General features: G+C 72.7%; 17 protein-coding genes, 3 tRNA genes and 1 pseudogene. 9 read left to right on the top strand and 12 right to left on the bottom strand.

The features are described 5' to 3' along the window. Window positions 1-677 precede the first annotated feature (677 nt). Complete coding sequence (locus tag GHR20_RS18765; RefSeq protein ID WP_153813832.1) at window positions 678-1,148, bottom strand: NUDIX domain-containing protein; 471 nt, start codon at window positions 1,146-1,148, stop codon at window positions 678-680. A gap of 2 nt (window positions 1,149-1,150) precedes the next feature. Next, window positions 1,151-1,894, bottom strand: coding sequence for a helix-turn-helix domain-containing protein (locus tag GHR20_RS18760; protein ID WP_153813831.1), 744 nt, complete (start codon window positions 1,892-1,894; stop codon window positions 1,151-1,153). Between the two features lie 119 nt (window positions 1,895-2,013). Between GHR20_RS18760 and GHR20_RS18755 the strand changes: the two genes are divergently transcribed. From GHR20_RS18755 to GHR20_RS18740, 4 genes are all read left to right on the top strand, one after another. Continuing rightward, a complete protein-coding gene (locus GHR20_RS18755; protein ID WP_241670651.1) occupies window positions 2,014-2,244 on the top strand; it encodes a hypothetical protein in 231 nt (76 codons plus the stop codon). 245 nt (window positions 2,245-2,489) lie between these two features. Then, window positions 2,490-2,933, top strand: a complete 444-nt coding sequence (locus GHR20_RS18750) for a hypothetical protein (protein ID WP_153813830.1) — start codon at window positions 2,490-2,492, stop codon at window positions 2,931-2,933. A 70-nt stretch (window positions 2,934-3,003) separates the two neighbouring features. Beyond that, window positions 3,004-3,840 (top strand): protein kinase, encoded by an 837-nt coding sequence (locus GHR20_RS18745; RefSeq protein WP_153813829.1) that lies wholly within the window; start codon window positions 3,004-3,006, stop codon window positions 3,838-3,840. A 226-nt stretch (window positions 3,841-4,066) separates the two neighbouring features. Continuing rightward, window positions 4,067-4,825 (top strand): hypothetical protein, encoded by a 759-nt coding sequence (locus GHR20_RS18740; protein WP_243878071.1) that lies wholly within the window; start codon window positions 4,067-4,069, stop codon window positions 4,823-4,825. Between the two features lie 154 nt (window positions 4,826-4,979). Here GHR20_RS18740 and GHR20_RS18735 read toward each other — a convergent pair. After that, window positions 4,980-5,052, bottom strand: a tRNA-Arg gene (locus GHR20_RS18735). A 204-nt stretch (window positions 5,053-5,256) separates the two neighbouring features. Then, window positions 5,257-5,347, bottom strand: a tRNA-Ser gene (locus tag GHR20_RS18730). A 188-nt stretch (window positions 5,348-5,535) separates the two neighbouring features. Here GHR20_RS18730 and GHR20_RS18725 point away from each other — a divergent pair. Together GHR20_RS18725 and GHR20_RS18720 are read left to right on the top strand one after the other, a co-directional pair. Beyond that, a complete protein-coding gene (locus GHR20_RS18725; protein ID WP_111585775.1) occupies window positions 5,536-6,006 on the top strand; it encodes an SSI family serine proteinase inhibitor in 471 nt (156 codons plus the stop codon). A 179-nt stretch (window positions 6,007-6,185) separates the two neighbouring features. Then, window positions 6,186-10,598 carry a PAS domain-containing protein gene (locus tag GHR20_RS18720; RefSeq protein ID WP_153813827.1) on the top strand — a complete coding sequence of 1,471 codons (4,413 nt, stop codon included), beginning with the start codon at window positions 6,186-6,188 and terminating at the stop codon, window positions 10,596-10,598. A gap of 73 nt (window positions 10,599-10,671) precedes the next feature. Here the strand turns inward: GHR20_RS18720 and GHR20_RS18715 are convergent, their stop codons facing one another. The 5 genes from GHR20_RS18715 to GHR20_RS18695 all read right to left on the bottom strand — a co-directional run bounded on the left by GHR20_RS18715 (window position 10,672) and on the right by GHR20_RS18695 (window position 15,618). Next, window positions 10,672-12,327 (bottom strand): long-chain fatty acid--CoA ligase, encoded by a 1,656-nt coding sequence (locus tag GHR20_RS18715; RefSeq protein WP_153813826.1) that lies wholly within the window; start codon window positions 12,325-12,327, stop codon window positions 10,672-10,674. Between the two features lie 140 nt (window positions 12,328-12,467). Next, window positions 12,468-13,004 (bottom strand): SigE family RNA polymerase sigma factor, encoded by a 537-nt coding sequence (locus GHR20_RS18710; protein WP_111585772.1) that lies wholly within the window; start codon window positions 13,002-13,004, stop codon window positions 12,468-12,470. A 147-nt stretch (window positions 13,005-13,151) separates the two neighbouring features. After that, window positions 13,152-14,318, bottom strand: a complete 1,167-nt coding sequence (locus tag GHR20_RS18705; RefSeq protein WP_148024389.1) for a lipid-transfer protein — start codon at window positions 14,316-14,318, stop codon at window positions 13,152-13,154. Continuing rightward, on the bottom strand, window positions 14,315-14,713 hold the full coding sequence (locus tag GHR20_RS18700) for a MaoC/PaaZ C-terminal domain-containing protein (RefSeq protein ID WP_153813825.1): 399 nt from the start codon (window positions 14,711-14,713) through the stop codon (window positions 14,315-14,317). Before GHR20_RS18700 ends, GHR20_RS18705 begins: the two co-directional genes overlap by 4 nt. Beyond that, a complete protein-coding gene (locus GHR20_RS18695; RefSeq protein WP_153813824.1) occupies window positions 14,710-15,618 on the bottom strand; it encodes a bifunctional MaoC family dehydratase N-terminal/OB-fold nucleic acid binding domain-containing protein in 909 nt (302 codons plus the stop codon). Before GHR20_RS18695 ends, GHR20_RS18700 begins: the two co-directional genes overlap by 4 nt. A gap of 424 nt (window positions 15,619-16,042) precedes the next feature. Between GHR20_RS18695 and GHR20_RS18690 the strand changes: the two genes are divergently transcribed. Beyond that, entirely contained in the window at window positions 16,043-16,897 is an 855-nt protein-coding gene (locus tag GHR20_RS18690) for a bifunctional DNA primase/polymerase (RefSeq protein ID WP_111585768.1), read from the top strand. 45 nt (window positions 16,898-16,942) lie between these two features. Here GHR20_RS18690 and GHR20_RS18685 read toward each other — a convergent pair whose 3' ends face one another. From GHR20_RS18685 to GHR20_RS18675, 3 genes and pseudogenes are all read right to left on the bottom strand, one after another. Further along, window positions 16,943-17,653 (bottom strand): sensor domain-containing protein, encoded by a 711-nt coding sequence (locus GHR20_RS18685; protein WP_153813823.1) that lies wholly within the window; start codon window positions 17,651-17,653, stop codon window positions 16,943-16,945. A 212-nt stretch (window positions 17,654-17,865) separates the two neighbouring features. Then, window positions 17,866-17,952 (bottom strand) — tRNA-Ser (locus GHR20_RS18680). 96 nt (window positions 17,953-18,048) lie between these two features. Continuing rightward, window positions 18,049-19,589, bottom strand: a pseudogene (locus GHR20_RS18675) (trypsin-like peptidase domain-containing protein). Window positions 19,590-19,912: 323 nt separating this feature from the next. Here GHR20_RS18675 and GHR20_RS18670 point away from each other — a divergent pair. Both GHR20_RS18670 and GHR20_RS18665 read left to right on the top strand, forming a co-directional pair. Next, on the top strand, window positions 19,913-20,743 hold the full coding sequence (locus GHR20_RS18670; RefSeq protein WP_111585764.1) for a glycerophosphodiester phosphodiesterase: 831 nt from the start codon (window positions 19,913-19,915) through the stop codon (window positions 20,741-20,743). Window positions 20,744-20,842: 99 nt separating this feature from the next. Next, a complete protein-coding gene (locus tag GHR20_RS18665) occupies window positions 20,843-21,499 on the top strand; it encodes an ATP-binding protein (RefSeq protein ID WP_153813821.1) in 657 nt (218 codons plus the stop codon). Window positions 21,500-21,687: the final 188 nt, after the last annotated feature.

Genomic DNA, 21,687 nt, shown 5'->3' with positions numbered 1-21,687 from the left:
AAGGTGCGGACGGCTGGTACAGCAAAGCCGGCCATGAGATGTTTGCCAACGTGATCGGACTGACACCACCGGGCCCACTTGGCGTGCGGGACACTCCGACTACGCGAGTTCCTCTTCGGTGGAGTAGATCTCCGGCATCGGATGCCCCACGCCTTTGCGCCACATGTGCCGCTGGGCGTTGTACTCCGCGTCGACCTTGAAGGGATCGCCGCCGCGAGAGTGCGCGCCGCACTCACAGCGCCAATGTCAGAGCGTCCGAGTGCTCGGACCGCCGCCCGCACTGCCCGACCGCGCCACAGCCCCCTGGAGCGCGCGCACGATGATCAATGCCCCACCCACGGCCACCGCTGTCACGCCGCGGACGGCCCATTGTCGGATCTTCATGCGCGGCACCGTAGCGTCGACCGATGGCTCGTGCACCCATGTAGCTCCGTTCGTCCTATGTACGAGTGGCTAGCCGCCTGCCACACGCCGAGGTTGGGAGCTATACCGACCGTCTCGCCGATTGTTCGGGATGAGGAGGTCGCATGCCACAGTCGTGCCAAATGTAGGGGGTAGCTACAGTCGACAGCGGGGATAAGCTGGCGCATCCGCGCCCGTTACCCCAACCGATGAAGCCATTGGTCACCGGCAAAACGCCCCCGCCCCTCTCCCCAAACCGAGTGTCGCAGGTGCGATCAGCCGAGATAGGGCCGCTCACGGCGCTCCAGGAAGTGACGGATCCGCAGCCGCTGCGTGTGGTGCATCGGCAGTTGATCGATCTCTTCCGGCTGGACGAACCGCAGCTCCGTGGACTCGTCCGAGATCGCGAGCCGGCCCCCGACCACGCGGGCGGTGAAGCAGACGTTGAACTGCCTGCGCACCTCACCGTCCGAGTAGGCGATGACGTGGCGAGGGTCGGTGTACGTGCCCACGAGCCCAGTGATCTCTACATCCAGACCGGTTTCTTCCTTCACCTCGCGGACGGCCGTTCCCGGGAGTGAGTCGGTCATCTCCATGCCGCCACCTGGCAGCGCCCAGAGATCGTTGTCCCGTCGGCGCTGAAGGAGAATGCGCCCATCGTCGTCGGTGACCACGGCGGACGCTGCGACCACCAAGCTGTTCGGCTCCGGTGCCGCTGGGTCGTCGTAGAACTCGGTCCGTGCCATGGTCACCCTTCTCGTACCGGCGTCGCGGTTTCCCACACCGCGTCGAAGCTGCTGGCGTAGGTGTCGAACATGCCGCCCTTCCCGCTGCGCCGGAGATGCCACACGGGAGCACCGTAGGCGTTCACGCCCCAGACATGGGCATTGACCAGTGCCTGGTCATCCGCGCGATAGATCGAGTTGTAGAGGGTGGTGGCATGGGTTCGAACCTCGATGCCAGGTACCCCGGCAAGCGGGCGGTAGTGCATGAGGGCAAGTCGGCAACGGGACTCGATCCCGTGGCCGAACTTCTCCTCCGCGCCGCGCTGTTGGACATTCGTACTGTCCGGGTCGCCGATCGCGATACGGACCGCACACCCGTCGTCCGCTCGCTCTCGCAACAAGTCGTTGAGCCGCGGGTACGCCTCGTGCAGGAATACGGCGGCGTACACCAGCACGTCGATGTGCTCGCGCGCCTGGGTCAGCATGTCCACGAAGGTGGAAACGGGGAGGTCCGCCCGCTGGCCGTAGAGGGCAACAAGTTCCGGACTGACAGCGCGGGCAGGGCGTGCCTGCCGGAGCGCGGGCCATAGAGCGTGCACGTCTTCTCCTAGTATTTCCGCTGTCAGCATGGCCGTGGCACGGCGCGGCGTACGCCCCAAGTTGGCCCATCTTTCAACGGACTTGGGATCAACTTCGACCTTGTTCGCAAGGGCGGCGTACGTCCAGCCGCCGGCGGCCATGGCAGCACGTAGCCTCTCGTTCGGCATCCCAATCTCTCCCAACACTCGGGGACGGCACCAGGGACGTTCTACAGGATGCGGGACGTCCCGAAGTGGGGTTTGTCGGAGGTTCCAACGTCCTGATGAGGGGCGGAATGCTCGTCCGCATGGCGAGCAACCAGCAGACCAGACCAGGCATCGGTGCACTGGCGAAGGACACTGCCAGTGGACGTATCGGCGTCGTCATGGGCGAGGTCGGTGCCCGGGTGCAGATACGCCCCATCGGTGGCGGAGTCGAGTGGGATGCCATGCCGGACAACGTGGTGGCGCCGACAGCGCGGGAGGAACTGAGCGCCCGCCTTGCCATCAGGAACGGCAACAGTCGGGACGGCCTGTGATGCGCGCCATCGGCCGGTACGCGGGGGTTTTGTTCATCGTCTTGATCAGCCGGTCCTGTGGCCTGGTGATCGGCATGGCCCTCGGTATCAGCCAGTAGACCGGCCGCCCCGTACGGGGTGCCACCTTCCTTGGCTCCCTTCCCCGTTCGGGGCCGGCCTTCCATCCCCCGGTCGGCGCAGGCTGTGCCTCGTCGACCGGTGTGGGAGCAAGTGCCAGAGCACAGCGACACTCGAGGAGTATTCGCATGACGGCAACGGCCAACGACCAGAGGACCGGCCGCGCGGTGGCTGGTGAGGAGCTGTTCGACAGCCTCACCCACTTCGTGATCGTCCACAACGGGCAGTCCCGCGAGCGGGCCGAGCGGATCGCGGACCAGGCGGTGGCCTTCGTGGTCACCGCTGCGACCGCCACCGTCCCCATGGTCCCGTCTGACGACGTGGACCTCGGTCTGCACGCGCTCATCCTGCACACGAAGGAGTACGCCACTCTCTGCGACCAGTACGCGGGCCGCTTCCTCCACCACAACCCCATGCCGGGCGGAGGGCCCCGTGACCCGAAGAAGGTCGCCGCCTCCGCGCACGCGATGAAGGCGGCCGGGTTCATGGTCATCGACGACCTGTGGACCGTGGACGGCACGAACCTCGCGCAGTGCGACTCGGACTGCGGCCGTCCGTACGGTCAGGAGTAGCGACACGACACCAGCGACGCGGCCGGCCTCGATGCGGGGTAGGCCGCGTTGCCCGGAAGGAGAACAGACGTTGTCCGGGACACCCCCTGAACTGCCGGTCGTCGTGCTCGACGCACTCGTGCCCAAGACTCAGCGCTTGGTCGTCAATCGCCGGGGTTCGATGGTCTGGGAGGTCGAGACTCATCGAGGTCAGTACGCCGTGAAGGTCGGTTACCCGATCGAGGCTACGGCCGACTGGCCCGCCCAGCCTTGGACGGCACTCGCCCCGGCACGTGAAGGTGCCGTGCTGCACCACCTCGGCCTCGATGACTTCGCGTACGGCGAATGGGAGCGGGGCACCTGGAACTTCCAGCCGTGGCGCGAAGGGCCCAGTCTTTACGAGCTGTGGAAGCCCTGCCGTGAACCGGACTCTCGCGTTGAACCGCACACCAGTACCGCTCTCGGCTGCGTAGAGGCGCTGGCCGAACTGCACGGCAAGGGCTGGGCCCACGGCGACGTGCAGCCCGCACACTTCATCGTCGGGGCAGATCGAACGCACCTCATCGACCTGGCCTTGGCGCGCGGCAGACACGTTCCCGAGTGGTACGACTTCCCGTTCCGCGGCTGCCTCGTCCACTACGAGGCGCCGGAGATCGCGCGCAGCGTGCTCGCGACCGGAGAGGCAGAGCCTACGCAGGAAGCCGACGTCTATGCGCTCGGTGCCACTCTGCTCCTCTCCGCCACGGGCTGGCGGGCCGTCGAGTACCCGGACGACGCACCGCGCCCCGAGCAGAGAAGGGCGGTGGCAAGCGGTAAGCGTCGGTCCGTGAAGGTGGATGGCGAGTTGGGCGAACTGATCGACGCCATGCTCAGCCCGGTGCCCGAAGACAGGCCCACGATCTATGAGGTCGGTAAGGCCCTGAGCTGAACCGATAACGATTCGGACGACGGCGCGGCCGGTGTCCGGTAACGCTCTGGCCGGATCTTCGCCAGATTCATTGCCGCGAGTGGTCGATCAGCCTGGGTGAAGTGGGCCCGTCCGGCTCCTTCTCCGCCGCTTCTCCCGGCCTCAGGGCGGAATCTGAGTACACGTACTCATGCGCCACCTCCCGCCCCACCGGGAGGTGGGGGGAGGTGCGGGGATGAAGGGGACCATGGCAGCCCGACGTGGAGTCCGCGGGCGGCGCGCGCAGGCGGGCGGGCTGCTCCTGTCGTTCGCCCTGATGGGGCTGACGGCGGCGTGCTCCCGTGAGCCGTCGGAGAAGAAGTTACGGACGCAGGCCACGTCGCCTGCAGCGGAGTCCCGCAGGGCGGCGGAGGAGCAGAAGATGCGCGCCCTAATCGAGCGCCTGACCGCTGTCGAGGGCCTGGAGCACGTACTCACCCGCTTCGTCGATACCTGCGCCAGGCCCTACAACGGCTCGATATTCGAGAACAACGAGTCTCCGTACACCCTCAAATGTGACATGCGGGCCGTCGCCTACTTCGGCGTCCGGGGAGAGATCACCGATGTCCTTCCCCGAATCCGCGCGGCTGACGTCGCGGCCTGGGGTCCGCATGACACCGAGGGGCGGGACCTGCCACATGCAGCAGGCACCGTGACCTACGCACTCGACTACCACCGTGATCGCGGCCGGTACCCGGACGGCACGCTGATGTCCACGCCGACGCTCGAAGGCCCGGGGCTCCAGATCGACTGGGACCGGCCGGACCTTCCACTTCCGAACCGGATCGAGGAGCCCGCCCCGTGCCCCACAGTTGGGTCCGGGATCTACCACCGCTGCTCAACCACCCCGGAGACTCCGATGAGCGTGACGACCGCACGGGCCCGCTACGGCACCGTCTTGGTCCTGAGCCTCGGCGGCTGGGGCTCCTCCGCGTACGACTACTTCGCCGTGCCCCGACGGAAGTGACTCGCCGGACCGGCCCTCGTCTTGGAATCTAGGACGGCACTCCAGCCATCTGATCCGACCGCGCCCCGCTCTCCGAGGCGGTTGCCGTCGAACACTGCCGTCAGCGCAAAAGCCAGAGGCCCTGTGGACTACTCCACAGGGCCTCTGAATGGTGTGCACTCGGCAGGATTCGAACCTGCAACCTTCTGATCCGTAGTCAGATGCTCTATCCGTTAAGCTACGAGTGCTTGTTCTTTTGTTCTTGTCTCCGTTTCCGTTCCTTTCGGCCCGTTCCGGCGACAGGAAGAACATTACATGACTGCCGCCGTCATGTGAAATCCGATCGGCACACCCCTTCTGACCTGCGGAAACGCCCAAGGAGGGGGGTGGGGGTGCAGTGAACGGCGGGAACGACGAAGCCCCGGTCCAGGGGACCGGGGCTTCGGTTGGGGCGGAGGCGGAGGGATTTGAACCCTCGATGGGCTTTAAGACCCAAACCGCATTAGCAGTGCGGCGCCATAGACCGGACTAGGCGACGCCTCCAGCACAACCGCTCACGCGAGCGCGCGAGTGGTGCGTGCAGATGATGACACAGCCGCAGGGCCCGTCACCAATCGAGCTCTACGGTACTAGGCAGTCCGCCCGCAGGGCAAAGGGCTTCTTCGACGGAGTGTGCCGCTTTCCGGGGGAACGTGGCGCAACGTCCGTCAAGGTCCGGCGTTGAGCAGGACATGGATTCTCTTCTGCCGGGTGTCGCCCGGCGCGTCCGCCGCGGCGCCCTCGCCGTCGTCGCCACCGCCGCCGCGATCACCGCCGCCGCCTCCGCCGCCGTACCGCTGACCGCCGTACCCGCCGCCGCCCTCGGCCAGGGGCGCGGCGGGGATCACCTCACCGTCGTCGTACGGCATGCCGGGGCCGGGCGGGACGGGACGTACGAGCTGTTCTGTCATCCCGCCGCCGGGTATCACCCGGATGTGCGGGGTGCCTGCCAGAAGCTTGACGAGCAGACGCAGTGGGGACGGGACCTCTTCGCGCCGGTGCCGCCCGGGACCATCTGCTCCATGATCTCCGGCGGCCCGGCCACCGCGCGGGTCACCGGCACCTGGGCGGGACGGCCCGTCGACGCGTCGTACGACCGGAACAACGGGTGCGAGATCGACCGGTGGAACCGGATGGTGCCGCTGCTCCCGAAGATCGGGTAGGCCCGGTCCGAAAGTCCGGTCGTCACCGCATCGGCGTCACTTCCTCGTGGGACCTCCCTCTCATCCGGCACCCCCGGCACAACACGTGCGCATAGACTCCCTCGCGTGACACGTCGCGGGCCGGTTGGCAAGATGGCCCGAGCGGTCGGCAAGGTGCGGTAACAGGAGGGAAGCGTCTCGTGAGCAGCAGGCCATCCCGAGGCGCTGCTCGCCTCGCAGCCATACTCGACGCTCTGCCGGACGCGTTGGTCCTGGTCAACGCCAACGGAACGGTCGTCAACGCCAACACCATCGCGCTGGAAGCCTTCGAGGCGCCCGGCACCGCGCTCGTCGGGCGCGGGCTGCTCGATCTGCTGCCCGAGTTCGACTCGCGGCTGATCCCGGGCTCCATGCGGCGCCCCGGCCAGCGGGACCCGCAGGGCCGGACCAAGCCGGCCCGGATGGTCGCCCGGCGCACCGACGGGCACGAGTTCCCGGTCGAGGTCACCAGCGCGAACCTGGAGAACGGGCAGCAGGCGTACGACGGTTACGGGTACACGGGCGACGAGCTGCTGATGATCGTCGTCCGGGACCTGTCCGGGACGGTCGACACCGAGGCGGAGCTGGCCCGCTCGCAGCGGCAGACCGAGATGATCCTGCGCGCGGCGTCCGAGGGCGTCGTCGGCACCGACACCGACGGGCGGATCGTGCTCGTCAACCCGGCGGCCGCGCAGATCCTCGGCTACCGGGCGGGCGAGCTGGGCGGCAAGGAGCTGCACCACCTCGTCCTGCACTCGCGGGCCGACGGCTCCCCCTTCCCGTACGCCGAGTCGCCGCTCGCCGACACCCTGCGCTCCGGGCGCAAGCACCGGGTGCGCGGGCAGGTGCTGTGGTCCAAGGGCGACCACCAGGTGCCGGTCGACCTGACCACCGCGCCGGTGCGGGACGGGGACCAGCTCGTCGGCGCCGTGATGACCTTCACCGACCGGCGGCCCTTCGACTCCCTGGTGGACGAGAAGACCACGCTGGAGCAGGAGCACGCCGAGCAGCTGGAGAAGCTCTCCGAGGAGCACGCCGCCGACCTCACCGCGCTGCGCGGGCAGCACGCCACCGAGGTGGCGGAGCTGCGCGAGAAGTACGACACCGAGCTGACCGAGCTGCGCGAGCAGCACGCGGAGGCGCTGGCGGCGGGCGAGGAGCGGTACGCCGCGCTCGGCGAGCGGGAGAAGGACCGGTACGAGGCGCTGGCCGGGCGGCACGAGCAGCTGCTCACCCTGCTCGCCCGGTCGCTGCGCGGCCCCCTGGACGAGCTGCGGCGCGAACTGGCCGCCCTGGCCTCCGACGACGCCGGGCAGCTGTGGCCCGAGGCCAACCAGGTGCTGCACCACCTCTCCGCCGGGTACTCCCGGATCACCACCCTCATCGACAACGTCCTCGCCTATCAGCGCATCGACACGGGCACCGAGGACATCACCCGTACGAAGGTGATGCTGGACGCCGTCGTCGCCGCCGGTGTCGACGGCGCGGTGGAGCTGATCGGCCCCGGCCGGGTGCAGTTCGCCGTGCACGCGCCGCCCATCGAGGCCGAGGTCGACCCGCGGCGGCTCGCCACCGCGCTCGCCCATCTGGTGGCGGACGTCGCGGGCGTCGACGCGACCGGCAACGCGCCCGTCTCCACGGGCGGTTACCTCGACAACACCGTGGTCGTCGCGGCCGCGCAGCGCGGTTCGGTCGCCCGGATCGAGGTGCGCGGGCCGTACGCCGGCGGGGACCCGGTGCACGAGCCGATCGTGCGCGGGATCGTGCGCGCCCACGGCGGTGTGCTCCAGACGCACGAGGTGCCGGGCATGAGCGGCAACGCGTACGTCCTGGAGGTGCCGCTCGGGGGCGGCGCGGGGGCGGTCGTGGCGCCGTCCGGGCAGATGGAACTCGCCGGGGCGGACCCGGCGCAGGAGACCTTCGACGGCGGTCGGCGGCGCGCCCGGCGGGGGTCCACGGACGCCTTCCTCGATGCCGATCCGGCCGGTTCGGGCACGCCCGCGGGCTCGCCCTCCGGTGACGGGACCGCGCCCACCGGACGCCGCCGCAGGCGCGCGGGCGGGGCCGCCGAGGAGACGACCGAGGTTCCGGCCGAGGCCACGCAGGGCGGGTCCGGCGGTACCGGGCGGCGCCGCGGGCGGCCCGCCGAACTCGATCCCGCGCGCCCCGACGCCGGTGCCGACGGGGTGAGCGAGGGGGCCGTGGTGACCGCGGCCGAGCATGCCGCGGGGGCCGCCGCCTCCGGCACGGGACTCGGGGCCGCCGTGCCGCCGGGTGGCGTACCCGTGCCCGCCGGACATCACGCCCGCCCCGGCGCCGAGCCGGCTCCGCAGGCCGCGCTGCCCGCCGCCCTGCCGCCGGCCGGGGGCGAGGGCGCACAGGCCACCGACGGTGCGGCCGATGCGACCGGTGCCGAAGGCTCCGCCGAGGAGGGGCAGCCCACCGGGCGGCGGCGCCGTGCGCTGGCCGCCGCGGCCGAGCGGGCCGCCGCGCAGGAGACGGGGGCGCGTACGGTCTTCGCCCTGCCGCCCGCCGCGGCCGACCGCGCTCCGCAGGAGGAGCCCGAGGCCCAGGTCCGGGTGCCGCGGGCCGCACCCGTGCCCGCGCAAGCGCCGCCGACCGCCGCGCCCGCGCCCGGTGAGGAGGGGCGGCACGACGCCGTACCGCCGAGCCAGGCCGAGGACCACACTCCGCCGCAGCCGCACCCCACCACCGCGCCGACCGGCCGGCGACGCCGCGCGGTGGCACCCCCCGCGCAGCCCGCCCAGACCACGCAGCCCGCGCCGGCCGATCCGGCCGCCCGGGACGCCGACTCCGGTACGACGCCGGGGGCGCAGGCCCAGGCCGCCCCCGCGCAGGCCCAGGCCACGAACGGCCAGGGCATCCCCGGTACGGCCCTTCCGGCGCAGGCCCGGGGCACGAACGGACCGGGCGTCGCCCTGGCGGCCGGACCCTCGGTCGCCGTGCCCGCGTCGGCCCCGATCACCCCGGGCACACCGGCCGCCCCGGGCGCACCGGTCACCCCGGCCGCCACCGCGACCCCCGCGGCACCGGCCGCCCCCGTCGCCCCGGCCACGCCCCCGGTCGCCCCGCCGCCCGGCCGGCCCGGCGCCGCGCAGCCCGGCGCTCCGGCCCCGCAGGCCGCCCCGGCCGCCGGTGCCGTCGCCGCACAGCCCCTCCCGCTGCCCGCCGAGGCCGGAGCGCCGAAGCCCGCAGCGGCCACCCCGACTCCCGGCGCCCCGGCCCCCGGCACCCCCGTACCGCCGTCGCCGCAGGCGCCGTCGTCGCCGCGGCCGCCCCGGCCGGCTCAGTCCGCGCCGGCCGCCGGTACCGCCGTGCCCCCGGGGTCCGCGACCCCGGCGGCCGGGACGCCCGTACCGCCGTCGGCCCCCGCGGCCGGCGCTCCCCTGCCCGCCGCCCGGCCGCAGCGGGCCGCGCAGCCGTTGCCGCTGCCCGCCGAGGCCACCGGGAGCGTGCCCGCGTACGACCCCGACTCCACGCAGGGCCGGGCCATCAGCGTGCGCACGCTGGGGCAGGGCGTGCCGTTCGTGCGGCAGGCCGGGCAGGCGACGCCGCCGCCGCACGCGCCGGGCGGCTCCGGACGGCGGCGCAAGCTCGGGACGCCGCCCGACCCGGCGGCGCGGCAGGAGGCGTCCGGCGAGGCGGTGCCCGCGCAGGCGTCGTCGCTGCCCGGATCGTCGCGGATCGCGCCCGGGACCGAGGGCGCCGGACGCTCGTACGCCATCGGCGCGCCGGACGCGAACGCCGCCGAGGGCCCCGAGCCGCTGGACGGTCCCGGCGGTGCCGTCGAGGTGGCGGACACCCCGCGGCCGCAGCCGATGGACGACGAACTGCCCCCGGAGCCGCTGGACAACCCGCGCCGGCTGCTGGTGTGGCCCGCGCCCGACGTGACCACGCAGGCGGCGCTGAGCGAGCGCGGCTACCGGCCGGTGGTCGTGCACTCGCGCGAGGAGGTCGACGCGCAGATCGCGGCCTTCCCCGCCGCGCTGTTCGTGGACCCGCTGACCGGCCCGATCACCCGCACCGCCCTCCAGTCGCTGCGCCAGGCCGCCGTGGCCGCCGAGGTGCCGGTGCTGGTCACGGCCGGGCTCGGGCAGGCCACGCGCGAGGCGGCGTACGGCGCCGATCCCGCCGTGCTGCTGAAGGCGCTCGCGCCACGGGACAGCGAGCAGCATCCGCCGCGGGTGCTGCTGATCGAGGAGCACGAGGAGATCGCGCTGGCCCTGACCGCGACGCTGGAGCGGCGCGGGATGCAGGTGGCACGGGCCGCGAGCGACACCGACGCGGTGGCGCTGGCGGGCCGGTTCCGGCCGAACCTCGTGGTGATGGACCTGATGCAGGTGCACCGGCGGCGGGCCGGGATCGTGGACTGGCTGCGCGCCAACGGGCAGCTCGACCGCACCCCGCTGGTCGTCTACACGGCCGCCGTCGAGTCCGCCGACCTGCCCCGGCTGGCCTCGGGCGAGACGGTGCTGTTCCTCGCGGAGCGGTCCACCAGCACCGAGGTGCAGTCGCGGATCGTGGACCTGCTGTCCCGGATCGGCACCAACTAGCCGCCGGGGAAGGCCGTAAGGGGTTGACCGTAAGGGGAGGGGGCCGGGCAGCAGCCCGGCCCCCTCTGCCGCCTCACAGCCGGGTGACGTCCAGGTCCCCGTCCGCGTACCGCCTGCGCAGCAGCTTCTTGTCGAACTTGCCCACGCTCGTCTTCGGCACCGCCTCCACGATCGTCCAGCGCTCGGGCAGCTGCCAGCGGGCGATGTGGGCCTCCTCGGCGAGGAAGGCGCGCAGCGTCTCGAAGTCGGCGCGCGCGCCCTCCCGCAGGACGACCGTGGCCAGCGGGCGCTCGCCCCACTTCTCGTCGGGCACGGCGACCACCGCGGCCTCGGCGACGGCCGGGTGGGACATCAGCGCGTTCTCCAGCTCCACGGAGGAGATCCACTCGCCGCCGGACTTGATGACGTCCTTGGCGCGGTCGGTGAGGGTGAGGAAGCCGTCGGGGGAGATGACCCCGACGTCGCCGGTCTTCAGCCAGCCGTCTGCGCTGAACTTGTCCACGGGGCGCAGGGGTTCGGCGTCCGGGCCGTTGTAGTAGGCGCCCGCGATCCAGGGGCCGCGCACCTCCAGCTCGCCGGCCGACTCGCCGTCCCAGGGCAGGCGTTCGCCGTCCGGGCCGGTGAGGCGGGCCTCGACGGAGGCGGTGAAGCGGCCCTGAGTGAGGCGGTAGCCGAACTCCTCGTCCGTGCCGAGGGCGCTGCCCGGCGGGCGGGCCACGGTGCCGACCGGGGAGGTCTCCGTCATGCCCCAGGCGTGCACGACCGGCATGCCCAGCTCGTCGAAGGCCCGCATCAGGCCGGGCGGGCAGGCCGCGCCGCCGATCGTGACATGGGTGAGCGTGGAGACGTCACGGGGCCGGGCGAGCAGTTCGCCCAGCAGGCCCTGCCAGATGGTGGGCACGGCCGCCGCGTGGGTCGGCCGCTCCCGCTCGATCATCTCGGCGAGCGGCGCGGGCTGGAGGAACCGGTCCGGCATCAGCATGTTGACGCCGGTCAGGAAGGTGGCGTGCGGCAGTCCCCAGGCGTTGACGTGGAACTGGGGGACGACGACGAGCGTGGTGTCCTTGTCGGTCAGGCCCATCGACTGGGTCATCTGCACCTGCATGGAGTGCAGATAGACCGAACGGTGGCTGTAGACCACGCCCTTGGGGTCGCCGGTGGTGCCGGAGGTGTAGCACATGGCGGCGGCCCGGCGTTCGTCCAGCTCGGGCCAGTCGTAGTGGGTCGGCCGGCCCGCGATCAGCTCCTCGTACTCGTGCACCCGGGCGCGGGCGCCGGCCAGCGGGGCGCGGTCGCCGGGGCCGGTGACCACGAGGTGCTCGACGGTGGTCAGCCGGGGCAGCAGCGGAGCGATCATCGGGATCAGGGAGCCGTTGACGATGACCACGTGGTCGGCGGCGTGGTTGATGATCCACGCCAGCTGCTCGCCGGGCAGCCGCAGATTGAGGGTGTGCAGCACCGCGCCCATGGAGGGGACCGCGAAGTACGCCTCGACGTGCTCGGCGTTGTTCCACATCAGGGTGGCCACCCGCTGGTCCCCGGTGACCCCGAGGTCGTCGCGCAGGGCGTGCGCCAGCTGGGCCGAGCGGGCACCGGTCTCGGCGAAGGAGCGCCGCTGCGGCTCGGCCTCGCCGGTCCAGGTGGTCACCCGCGAGGCGCCGTGGACCGTCGACCCGTGGGTCAGGATCCTGGAGATCAGCAGCGGTACGTCCTGCATGGTGCTCAGCACGGAGTCCTCCCGGCGACGGTGCCTACGCGGTAGTAGGGGGTGCGCTGATTCTGCGCACATACCGGTCGGTATGTCACTAGGTGGAATGTCACTGGCGGCCAAGCCGCGCCGGGAGTCCGGTCACCGTGCCGGGACACCGGTCACCGCGCCGGCCCCAGCTCCGGGTCCTCGCGCAGCTTGCCGAGCGCCCGGGACACCGCCGACTTCACCGTGCCCACCGAGACCCCCAGCACCTCGGCGGTCTGGGCCTCGCTGAGGTCCTCGTAGTACCGCAGGACGACCATCGCCCGCTGCCGCGTGGGCAGCTTCATGACGGCCCGCCACATCGCGTCGTGCAGCGCCTGCCGCTCGGCCGGGTCGTCGTCGGGCCGCGGCTCCGGCTCGGGCAGCTCGTCGCAGGCGAACTCGTCCACCCGGCGCTTGCGCCACTGCGAGGTCCGGGTGTTCAGCAGCGCGCGGCGCACATAGCCGTCCAGCGCCCGCTGGTTCTCGATCCGCTCCCAGGCGGTGTAGGTCTTGGCCAGCGCGGTCTGCAGCAGGTCCTCGGCGTCGCAGGGGTTCGCGGTCAGCGAGCGCGCGGCGCGCAGCAGGACGGGCCGGCGGGCCCGCACGTACGAGGTGAACGACGGGTACGCGGGGGCCGCTGCCGAGGCGCTGGTGCAGACGGGTGTGGTCATGGCTCCACGCTATGAGCGGCCCGCGCGCCCCCGGATCGGCCGCAGGTGCCGAAGCGGGGTCCCCCTCAGGTTGTACGGACAGGGACGACTCCACCTCCTGGAGGTGGAGCGGGGGTACGACCGTCCCCGGGTCCGGCCCCGAGGAGTTCAGTCGTCGGCCGCCAGGACCAGGCCCGATGTCGGCACCCCGGTCCCCGCGGTCACCAGGGTCCGGGCGGCCCCGGGAACCTGGTTCACGGCGGTGCCGCGCAGCTGGCGGACCGCCTCCGCGATGCCGTTCATGCCGTGCAGGTACGCCTCCCCGAGCTGGCCCCCGTGGGTGTTGAGGGGCAGCTCCCGCCCGGCCGTGAAGTCCGCCGCCTCGCCCCGGGCGCAGAAGCCGAACTCCTCCAGCTGCATCAGCACGAACGGGGTGAAGTGGTCGTACAGGATGCCCACGTCGATGTCGGCGGGGGTGAGGCCGGAGGTCCGCCACAGCTGGCGGGCGACCGCGCCCATCTCCGGCAGCCCGGTCAGCTCGTCCCGGTAGAAGCCGGTCATCTGCTCCTGGGCCCGGCCCGCGCCCTGGGCGGCGGCCGCGATCACGGCGGGCGGGCGGGCCAGGTCGCGGGCCCGTTCCAGGGAGGTGACGACGAGCGCCTGACCGCCGTCGGTCTCCTGGCAGCAGTCCAGCAGCCGCAGCGGCTCCACGATCCAGCGGGAGGCGGCGTGTTCGGCCAGGGTGATCGGGCGGCCGTGGAAGTAGGCGGCCGGGTTGGTGGCGGCGTGGGCGCGGCCGGTCACGGCGACATGGCCGAACGCCTCGGGGGTCAGCCCGTAGGTGTGCAGATAGCGCTGGGCCGCCATCGCCACCCAGGAGGCCGGGGTGAGCAGCCCGAACGGGAGCACCCAGCCGAGCGCCGCGCCCTCCGCCGAGGGCTCGCGGTGCTGGACTCCGGCGCCGAATCTGCGCCCCGAGCGCTCGTTGAAGGCGCGGTAGCAGACCACCACCTCGGCGATCCCGGCCGCCACGGCCAGCGCCGCCTGCTGGACGGTCGCGCAGGCCGCGCCGCCGCCGTAGTGGACCCGGGAGAAGAACGAGAGCTCGCCCATCCCGCACGCCTGGGCGACGGTGATCTCCGGGCTGGTGTCCATGGTGAAGGTGACCAGGCCGTCCACGTCGGCGGGGGCGAGCCCGGCGTCGTCGAGGGCGGCGCGCACCGCCTCCACCGCGAGCCGCAGTTCGCTGCGCCCGGAGTCCTTGGAGAACTCGGTGGCGCCGATCCCGACGACGGCCGCGCGGCCGCCGAGGGTGTCCTTCGCGCGCAGGCTCACGGGCGGGCCTCCTCGGGGACGGTGACGGTCACCGTGCCGGTCACATGGGTGCCGAGGCCGTTGGCGCCGACGACGCGCACGGTGGCGGTGTCGCCGTCCACCTCCTCGATCCGGCCGGTCAGCACCATCGTGTCGCCGGGGTGGTTGGGGGCCCCGAGCCGGATGGCGACCTTGCGGAGCACCGCCGTGGGGCCGAAGTGGTCGGTGATGTACCGGCCCACCAGGCCGTTCGTCGTCAGGATGTTCATGAAGATGTCCGGGGAGCCCTTGTCCCGGGCCAGTTCCGGGTCGTGGTGCACGTCCTGGTAGTCCCGGGAGGCGATCGCGCCCGCCACGATCAGCGTGCGGGTCAACGGGATCTCCAGCGGCGGGAGTTCGCTGCCGACGGGCCTCACGCCGCCACCGCCCGGAACACCGGCAGCGTCAACTCGTCGTCGTACCGCGCGAATTCGAGCCGCACCGGCATCCCGACGCGCACCTTGTCGTACGGCACCCCGGTCACGTTGCTCACCATCCGCACCCCTTCGGCGAGCTGGACCAGGGCGACCGCGTAGGGCGGTTCGAAGGCGGGGAAGGGCGGGTGGTGCAGCACGACGTACGAGTGGACGGTGCCCTCGCCGCTCGCCTCGACCGTGTCCCAGCCGGGGCCGCCGCAGGCGTTGCAGCCGGGCAGCCAGGGGTGGCGCAGGGTGCCGCAGCCGGTGCAGCGCTGGATGAGCAGCCGGTGCTCGGCGACGCCCTGCCAGAAGCCGGCGTTGTCGCGGTTGACGACGGGGCGGGGGCGCCTCGGTGCGGGCGGTGGTGCCGGGGTGCGGGCGGGGGCGTACTTGAGGATGCGGAAGCGGTGGGTGCCCGCGAGGACGCCGCTCGCGCGGACGTCGGTGCGGGTGGTGACGAAGTGGCCGGCGCCCAGCCGGGTGGTCTTGCGGCCCGACACCGATTCGATCACCGTGTCGAAGGTGATCGTGTCGCCCGGCCGCAGCGGGCGCAGGTACTCCTGCTCGCAGTCGGTGGCGACGACCGAGGTGCAGCCCAGGTCGTCCAGGAGGCGCAGCAGTTCGTCGTAGGGGCCGGTGCGCTCGCCGTGGCCCGAGAGGCCGGCCATCGTCCACGCCTGGAGCATGGTGGGCGGGGCGATGGCACCGGGGCCGCGGTAGGCGGGGCTGGTGTCGCCCATGGCCTCGCACCAGTGCCGGATCATCGGCAGGTTGACGGGGTCCCGGCCGGTCCCGGTGGCGGCGGCGGGGAGCCCCTCGTACGCCGTGAGCCGCGCCTGCGTGTCGTCCGCCCGTGCCGCCATGTCCGGCCTCCCGATGCGATGTTCGGCCTCCGTCTTCATTTCTGACTGTCCGTCAGTTACGACGGGACTGTCAAGGAGACCGATCCCTCGGACGTGCGCCGGGAACGCGTCGGCGCGGCGGTGCCGAAGCACCGCCGCGCCGCTGTCCCGCATCCCCGGAGCGCGCCCCCTCGGGCCGTCAGCCGGGGCTCACCGGGGCGGGCCGGAGGCGATGCCGGTGACCGCGGGCGCCGCGCGTGCTTGCCATGGTGATCCCGATCCTCTCGAAACCGGCCGCCGTCCCGACCGCCGTGGGGGTGTCGCGCAGCCAGATCTGCCCAGCGGCCACCGGCGAATCCCTCCGGGGGCCGCGCTTCGCACGCACGCGTGATCACCGGCCGATAAACCTCTTTCTTTTTTCGAACATACGTCCGAACATGAAGGCATGGCCACCCCCGACCGGCGGGCCACGACGCTGGCCCTCGCCCATGCCCTGTCCGCCGCCGAACGCGGCCTGGCCGTCCTCCCCCTGTCCCGGACCAAGCTCCCGGCGCTGCGCTCCCCCCATCACGACGATCCCGGCCCCGCCTGCCACGGTGCGTGCGGGCGCTTCGGCCACGGGGTGTACGACGCCTCGGCGGACCCGGCGCGCGTGCGCGAGATGTTCGCCGCCGCGCCCTGGGCCACCGGCTACGGCATCGCCTGCGGGCTGCCCCCGTTCCACCTGATCGGCGTCGACCTGGACACCAAGTCCGGCACGGACGCCCCGGCCGCGCTGCGGGAGCTGGGACTGCGCCATCTGTTCACCGTGCCGGAGACGGTGGTCGTGCTCACCCCGAGCGGCGGCCGGCATCTGTGGCTGACCGGGCCCCCGGACGTCGTCGTGCCGAACTCGGCGAGCCGGCTCGCCCCCGGCATCGACATCCGCGGCGCCGGCGGCTACCTGGTGGGCCCCGGCTCCCGCACCGACCACGGCGTCTACGGCACCCTGCCGGGCACCGCGCACCTGCCCCCGGCCGCGTGCCCGCCGGCCTTGCTGCGCCTGCTCCTGCCGCCCCCGCGCGTCCCCCACCGCGCTCCCGGGGGCCACGGCCACGGCCTCGTCCACTTCGTGCTGACCGCGCACGAGGGCCAGCGCAACACCCGCCTCTTCTGGGCCGCCTGCCGCGCCTACGAGAACGGCCTCGGCCCCGCCCTCGCCGACCCCCTCACCGAGGCCGCCCGCCACACCGGCCTGACCGAACAGGAGGCCCGCGCGACGATCGCCTCGGCGGCGAGAATGACGGGACACCGGCCGTGAGCACACGTTGTCGTGGGGCCGCGTACGTGTGCGGCCCCGGCGACATCAGGAAGCGGTGGACGCGACCTGCGGGTCGGCCTTCTCGAGCTTGCTCACCGAAGCCTTCGCCACCTCCTGGAGCTCTCCGTAGTAGTAGCGATCGCCGGACACCATGATGTTCAGCGAGACGGTGCCCACCCGCACCAGCCCCGTGATCATGCAGAACCCTCGCTTGCCGGTGGTCACACCGGCGCGGGTGACGGTGGAGTCGTCCCCCATGACCGGCAGCGACAGGGGCGCCAGATTCATGCGCGTCGTCCCGCCGTCGTCGTAGGCGAGATGCGCGCATCCCTTCGCGGACTTGCGGGTGTCGTCGATCACCCGCTGCGCCCCGGCGGCCGAGGTGTGGCCGACCAGGGAGACGAGGATGCTCACCGGACCGCGGGGCCCCTGGGCGGTGAAGCCACGCGCCACCGCGGCCGAGGAACCGTACGTGCCGGCGTAGGCGCTCATGGCGTTCAGGAATTCCGTGCAGGCCGGCCCTCCGGAGGTCGCCGTCATCCGCTGCGTCTCGACTCCGGAGCCGTCGTCCGACGGGTCGGCCCGCAGACCGGGAACGGCCGCCGCGGTGATCGCGGCGGCCTTGAGCCGGCCCTCCGTCAGGGGCTTCGCCCGCGCGGCCGGCGCCGAGGGCGAGGCGGACACGGACGGCTCGGGCGACCGGGCCGTACCGGCGCCGCCGCTGCCGCATGCCGCGAGCGCTCCCGCGGACAGCACGAAGGCCGCCGCGCACGCCACTCGCCGAGCCCGACCGGCTCTGAGAAGATCCACTGTTCCCACCCCTGCATCCACCTGCTCTGTCAGCGGCGGGCAGTGTAATGGGCATGATCAACACGCGGCCGAGCCACCCCGGCACACGGAAACCGAACCGCTCGGGCACGCGGAAGGGGTGCCCCTTCCGGGACACCCCTGGTGACGCATGGCCTGCGCGGAGGCGGTGGGATTTGAACCCACGGTGACATCGCTGCCACGACGGTTTTCAAGACCGTTCCCTTAGGCCGCTCGGGCACGCCTCCCCGCGCCGCCCACCTGGGGCGGAGCGGGGTACAGCGTACCGGCCCGGGGGCGGTCGCGGGGGCGTTGGGGACAACGGCCCCGGTGGGAGGGGGAGGTCAGCTGTCGCCGGCGCGGGCACCGAGGGTCAGCTGGGCCGTGTGCTCCTGGCCGCCGCGCTTGTAGGTGATCGTCACCTTGTCGCCGGGCTTGTGGGTCCAGATCTCGCCGATCAGGGTGGGACCGCTGTCGATCACCGAGTCGTCGAGCTTGGTGATCACATCGCCGGGCTTGAGTCCCGCCTGGGCCGCCGGACCGTTCGCCTCGACCGCCGCGGCGCCGTCCGCGCCCTGGTCGGTGATCTTCGCGCCGTCCGTGGAGTCCTCCAGCGAGACGGACGCGCCGATCTTGGCGTACACCGGCTTGCCGGTCTTGATCAGCTGCTGGGCGACGTACTTGGCCTGGTTGATCGGGATGGCGAAGCCGAGGCCGATCGAACCGGACTGCCCGCCGCCGGAGCCCAGGCCGCCGCCGCTGCCCGAGGACTGGATCGCCGAGTTGATGCCGATCACCGCGCCCGAGGCGTCCAGCAGCGGGCCGCCGGAGTTGCCCGGGTTGATGGACGCGTCGGTCTGGAGCGCGCTCATGTACGACGCCTTGCTCGTGGCGCTGCCGTCGCTGGAGGCCACCGGGCGGTTCTTGGCGCTGATGATGCCGGTCGTCACCGTGTTCGACAGGCCGAAGGGGGCGCCGATGGCGATCGTCTCGTCGCCGACGGCCACCTTGTCGGAGTCGCCGAGCGCCAGCGGGTTGAGGTCGGAGGGCGGGTTCTTGAGCTTGACGACCGCCACGTCGTAGCCCTGCGCGTGGCCGACGACCTCGGCGTCGTACTTCCGGCCGTCGGGGAACGTCGCGGTCAGCTTGCCGCCGTCGAGGGCGTCCGCCACCACGTGGTTGTTGGTGATGATGTGGCCCTGCTTGTCGAAGACGAAGCCGGTGCCGGTGCCGCCGTCGCCGTTGGAGCCCTCGGCCTCGATGGTGACGGTGCTGGGCAGTGCCTTGGCGGCCACGTTGGCGATGGTGCCGGGGGCGCGCTTGACCTGCGCCGCGCCGTTGTCGGACGCGGAGACGGTGGTGGAGCCGCCGTTGTCGTTGTTCCTGGCCAGGGTGTAGCCGAGGCCGCCGCCCAGGCCGCCCGCGACCAGCGCGGCCACCAGGACCGCGGCGAGCAGGCCACCGCGCCCCTTCGGCTTGGGCGCGGGCTGCTGGTACGACGCTCCCCAGGCGGCACCGCCACCGGCGCCGCCCGCGCCCTCGGCGTAGGCCGGCGTGCCGGGCGGCGGGGGCGGCCAGGCGCCCTCGGGGCCGGCGGCGGGGGGCTGCGGGGCGGTCCCGGGGAACGGCGGCAGCGGAGCGGTCGGCTCGGTGCCGCCCGGCCCCGGAGCCGCGGGGTAGCCCTGGCCCGGGTGAGGTGCCTGGTGCGGCTGGGGGGCCGGGGCGGCCTGCCCCGGCTGCTGGTCGGCTCGGTGCCCCGGGCCCGCCGGCCCCTCGGCCCCTCCGGCGCGGTGGGAGCCTGCGGGGACGCGTCGGGAGAGGCCACCGGCACAGGAGGTGCGGACGGGGCCGGGGGTACCGCGTTGCCCTCGTTCTCGGTGCTCACAGCTCTACTCCTCGATCCACGGCTGTTTGTCCTCGGTCGCGCTCGGTCACGTTCGTGCACGCTCGGCGGCGCGTGCGCGCGGGTCGTGGCCTGTCACGATGCGGCTGCGCATGGTCCTGCGTTCACTGTTCCAGTCTGTCTGCAGTCAGCTTTTCCCACGGGCCGTCAGAGCACCATAAGCCGTGGCTGTGGGTCCACGGCCAGCCCTTACATAGGGCATTCATAGGAAAAGCTACATAAACCCGGACGTCGTGTGCCACCGTTCGCCGCCCGGACGCACGAGCGCCGTCCCGCCTACCCCGCGGGGGTGACACCATGACGCGGTGACCACCCACGCACCACAGCTCTCCGTCCAGGTCGTCGCCCACCGGGGGGCCTCCGAAGACGCGCCGGAACACACCCTGGCCGCCTACCGCAAGGCGATCGAGGACGGTGCGGACGCCCTCGAGTGCGATGTCCGGCTGACCGCCGACGGGCACCTGGTCTGCGTCCACGACCGGCGGGTGAACCGCACCTCCAACGGCCGCGGCGCCGTCTCGGCGCTGGAACTGGCCGACCTCGCCGCCCTGGACTTCGGCTCCTGGAAGACCGGGGAGCCGTATCGCGGCCGGGTCGAGGAGCCCGACTGGGAGCACCGCCCCGAGGACCGCGGGGAGACCTCCGTCCTCACCCTGGAGCGGCTGCTGGAACTGGTCGCGGACTCCGGGCGGCGCATCGAGCTGGCCATCGAGACCAAGCACCCCACCCGCTGGGCGGGCCAGGTCGAGGAGAAGCTGCTGGGTCTGCTGGACCGGTTCGGCCTGGCCGCGCCCGCCGCGGCCGCCGAGTCGCCGGTACGGATCATGAGCTTCTCGGCACGCTCGCTGCACCGGGTGCACGCGGCCGCGCCGGCCCTGCCGACGGTCTACCTGGTGCAGTGGCTCTCGCCCCGGCTGCGCGACGGGCGGCTGCCGGCGGGCGTGGGCATCGCGGGCCCCTCGGTGCGCATCCTGCGCAACCACCCCGGATACGTGGAGCGGCTGAAGCGGGCCGGGCACCAGGTGCACGTATGGACCGTGAACGAACCCGAGGACGTCGATCTCTGCCTCGGGCTCGGCGTCGACGCCATCATCACCAACCGCCCGCGCGCGGTGCTGGACCAGCTCGGCCGCTGATCTTCCTCACGGAACCTCGCGTCGACGGCCCCGCCGCGGGCCGCCGGGGCAGTCACAGGGAGTGCTCCGGCGCGTTCGGCGCGTGTGCGCGCCCGACGAATGCGTCACCGGAAGGGGATTGGCCGGTTTCCGGCACAGATCACTGGGGCATCCACACCGTGGCGTGGGGCGAAGGAGGTCTCGGGGGTGGCGTTGGTGGTGGCACAGGAGGTGCCCACGTCGTCGTGCATGGCCGTACCCCATGGCCCTGCGGGCGTGGGGGACGCGAGGCGTCGGATGCGCACGCAGCTGCGCGGCGGCGGCGTGGCGGAATCGGTGGTCGACGATGCCGTACTGATCCTTTCCGAACTGCTGAGCAATGCGTGCAAACACGGCCGGCCGCTGGGCGATCCCAGGGCCGGGAGCGGCGACGGACTCGACGGCGGTGACGTGCGGGCCGCGTGGCGGGTGGACACCGGCGGCCGGCTCATCGTGGAGGTCACGGACGGCGGCGGCCCGACCCGCCCCGCACCGGCCACCCCCTCGGTGACCGCGCACGGCGGCCGGGGACTGGCCATCATCACCGCGCTCGCCGACGACTGGGGCGTGCGGGACGACGTGCGCGGCGAGGTGACGGTCTGGGTGGTGGTCCACGGGGACGTGCACGACCCGGATGCCCACTGCCGTCGCGATCATGTCACCGCCACGCTCACCGCGTCGGCACCGCCGGATCTGTCCGGCCTCGACCTCGCCGAGGCGTTCGAGGACCTGGCCTGAGAGCCGGGCGGCCTGGCCCGGCCCGAGAGCCGAGGGGACCTGGCCCGGCCTGGGAGCCGGGGCGGGGCGGGTCCGCGCACGGGGGTGGTGAGGGGGCCGTCTCCCGTCGCGGGGCGCGCCGATGGCCGCCCCCCGCAAGCCCGTTGTCCACAGGTTCCCGTCGGCGATGGCGCGAACGGCTAGGCTCC

This window comes from Streptomyces sp. SUK 48 (assembly GCF_009650765.1).
GTDB lineage: Bacteria > Actinomycetota > Actinomycetes > Streptomycetales > Streptomycetaceae > Streptomyces.
This window is presented reverse-complemented; position numbering and strand designations above follow the sequence as displayed.

Coding starts and splice junctions, on each gene's coding strand:
- GHR20_RS18695 (WP_153813824.1), bottom strand. CDS start 15,618: ATGGCGGCACGGGCGGACGACACGCAGGCGCGGCTCACGGCGTACGAG.
- GHR20_RS18740 (WP_243878071.1), top strand. CDS start 4,067: ATGGCAGCCCGACGTGGAGTCCGCGGGCGGCGCGCGCAGGCGGGCGGG.
- GHR20_RS18710 (WP_111585772.1), bottom strand. CDS start 13,004: ATGACCACACCCGTCTGCACCAGCGCCTCGGCAGCGGCCCCCGCGTAC.
- GHR20_RS18665 (WP_153813821.1), top strand. CDS start 20,843: ATGCGTCACCGGAAGGGGATTGGCCGGTTTCCGGCACAGATCACTGGG.
- GHR20_RS18750 (WP_153813830.1), top strand. CDS start 2,490: ATGACGGCAACGGCCAACGACCAGAGGACCGGCCGCGCGGTGGCTGGT.
- GHR20_RS18755 (WP_241670651.1), top strand. CDS start 2,014: ATGGCGAGCAACCAGCAGACCAGACCAGGCATCGGTGCACTGGCGAAG.
- GHR20_RS18760 (WP_153813831.1), bottom strand. CDS start 1,894: ATGCCGAACGAGAGGCTACGTGCTGCCATGGCCGCCGGCGGCTGGACG.
- GHR20_RS18765 (WP_153813832.1), bottom strand. CDS start 1,148: ATGGCACGGACCGAGTTCTACGACGACCCAGCGGCACCGGAGCCGAAC.
- GHR20_RS18725 (WP_111585775.1), top strand. CDS start 5,536: ATGGATTCTCTTCTGCCGGGTGTCGCCCGGCGCGTCCGCCGCGGCGCC.
- GHR20_RS18690 (WP_111585768.1), top strand. CDS start 16,043: ATGGCCACCCCCGACCGGCGGGCCACGACGCTGGCCCTCGCCCATGCC.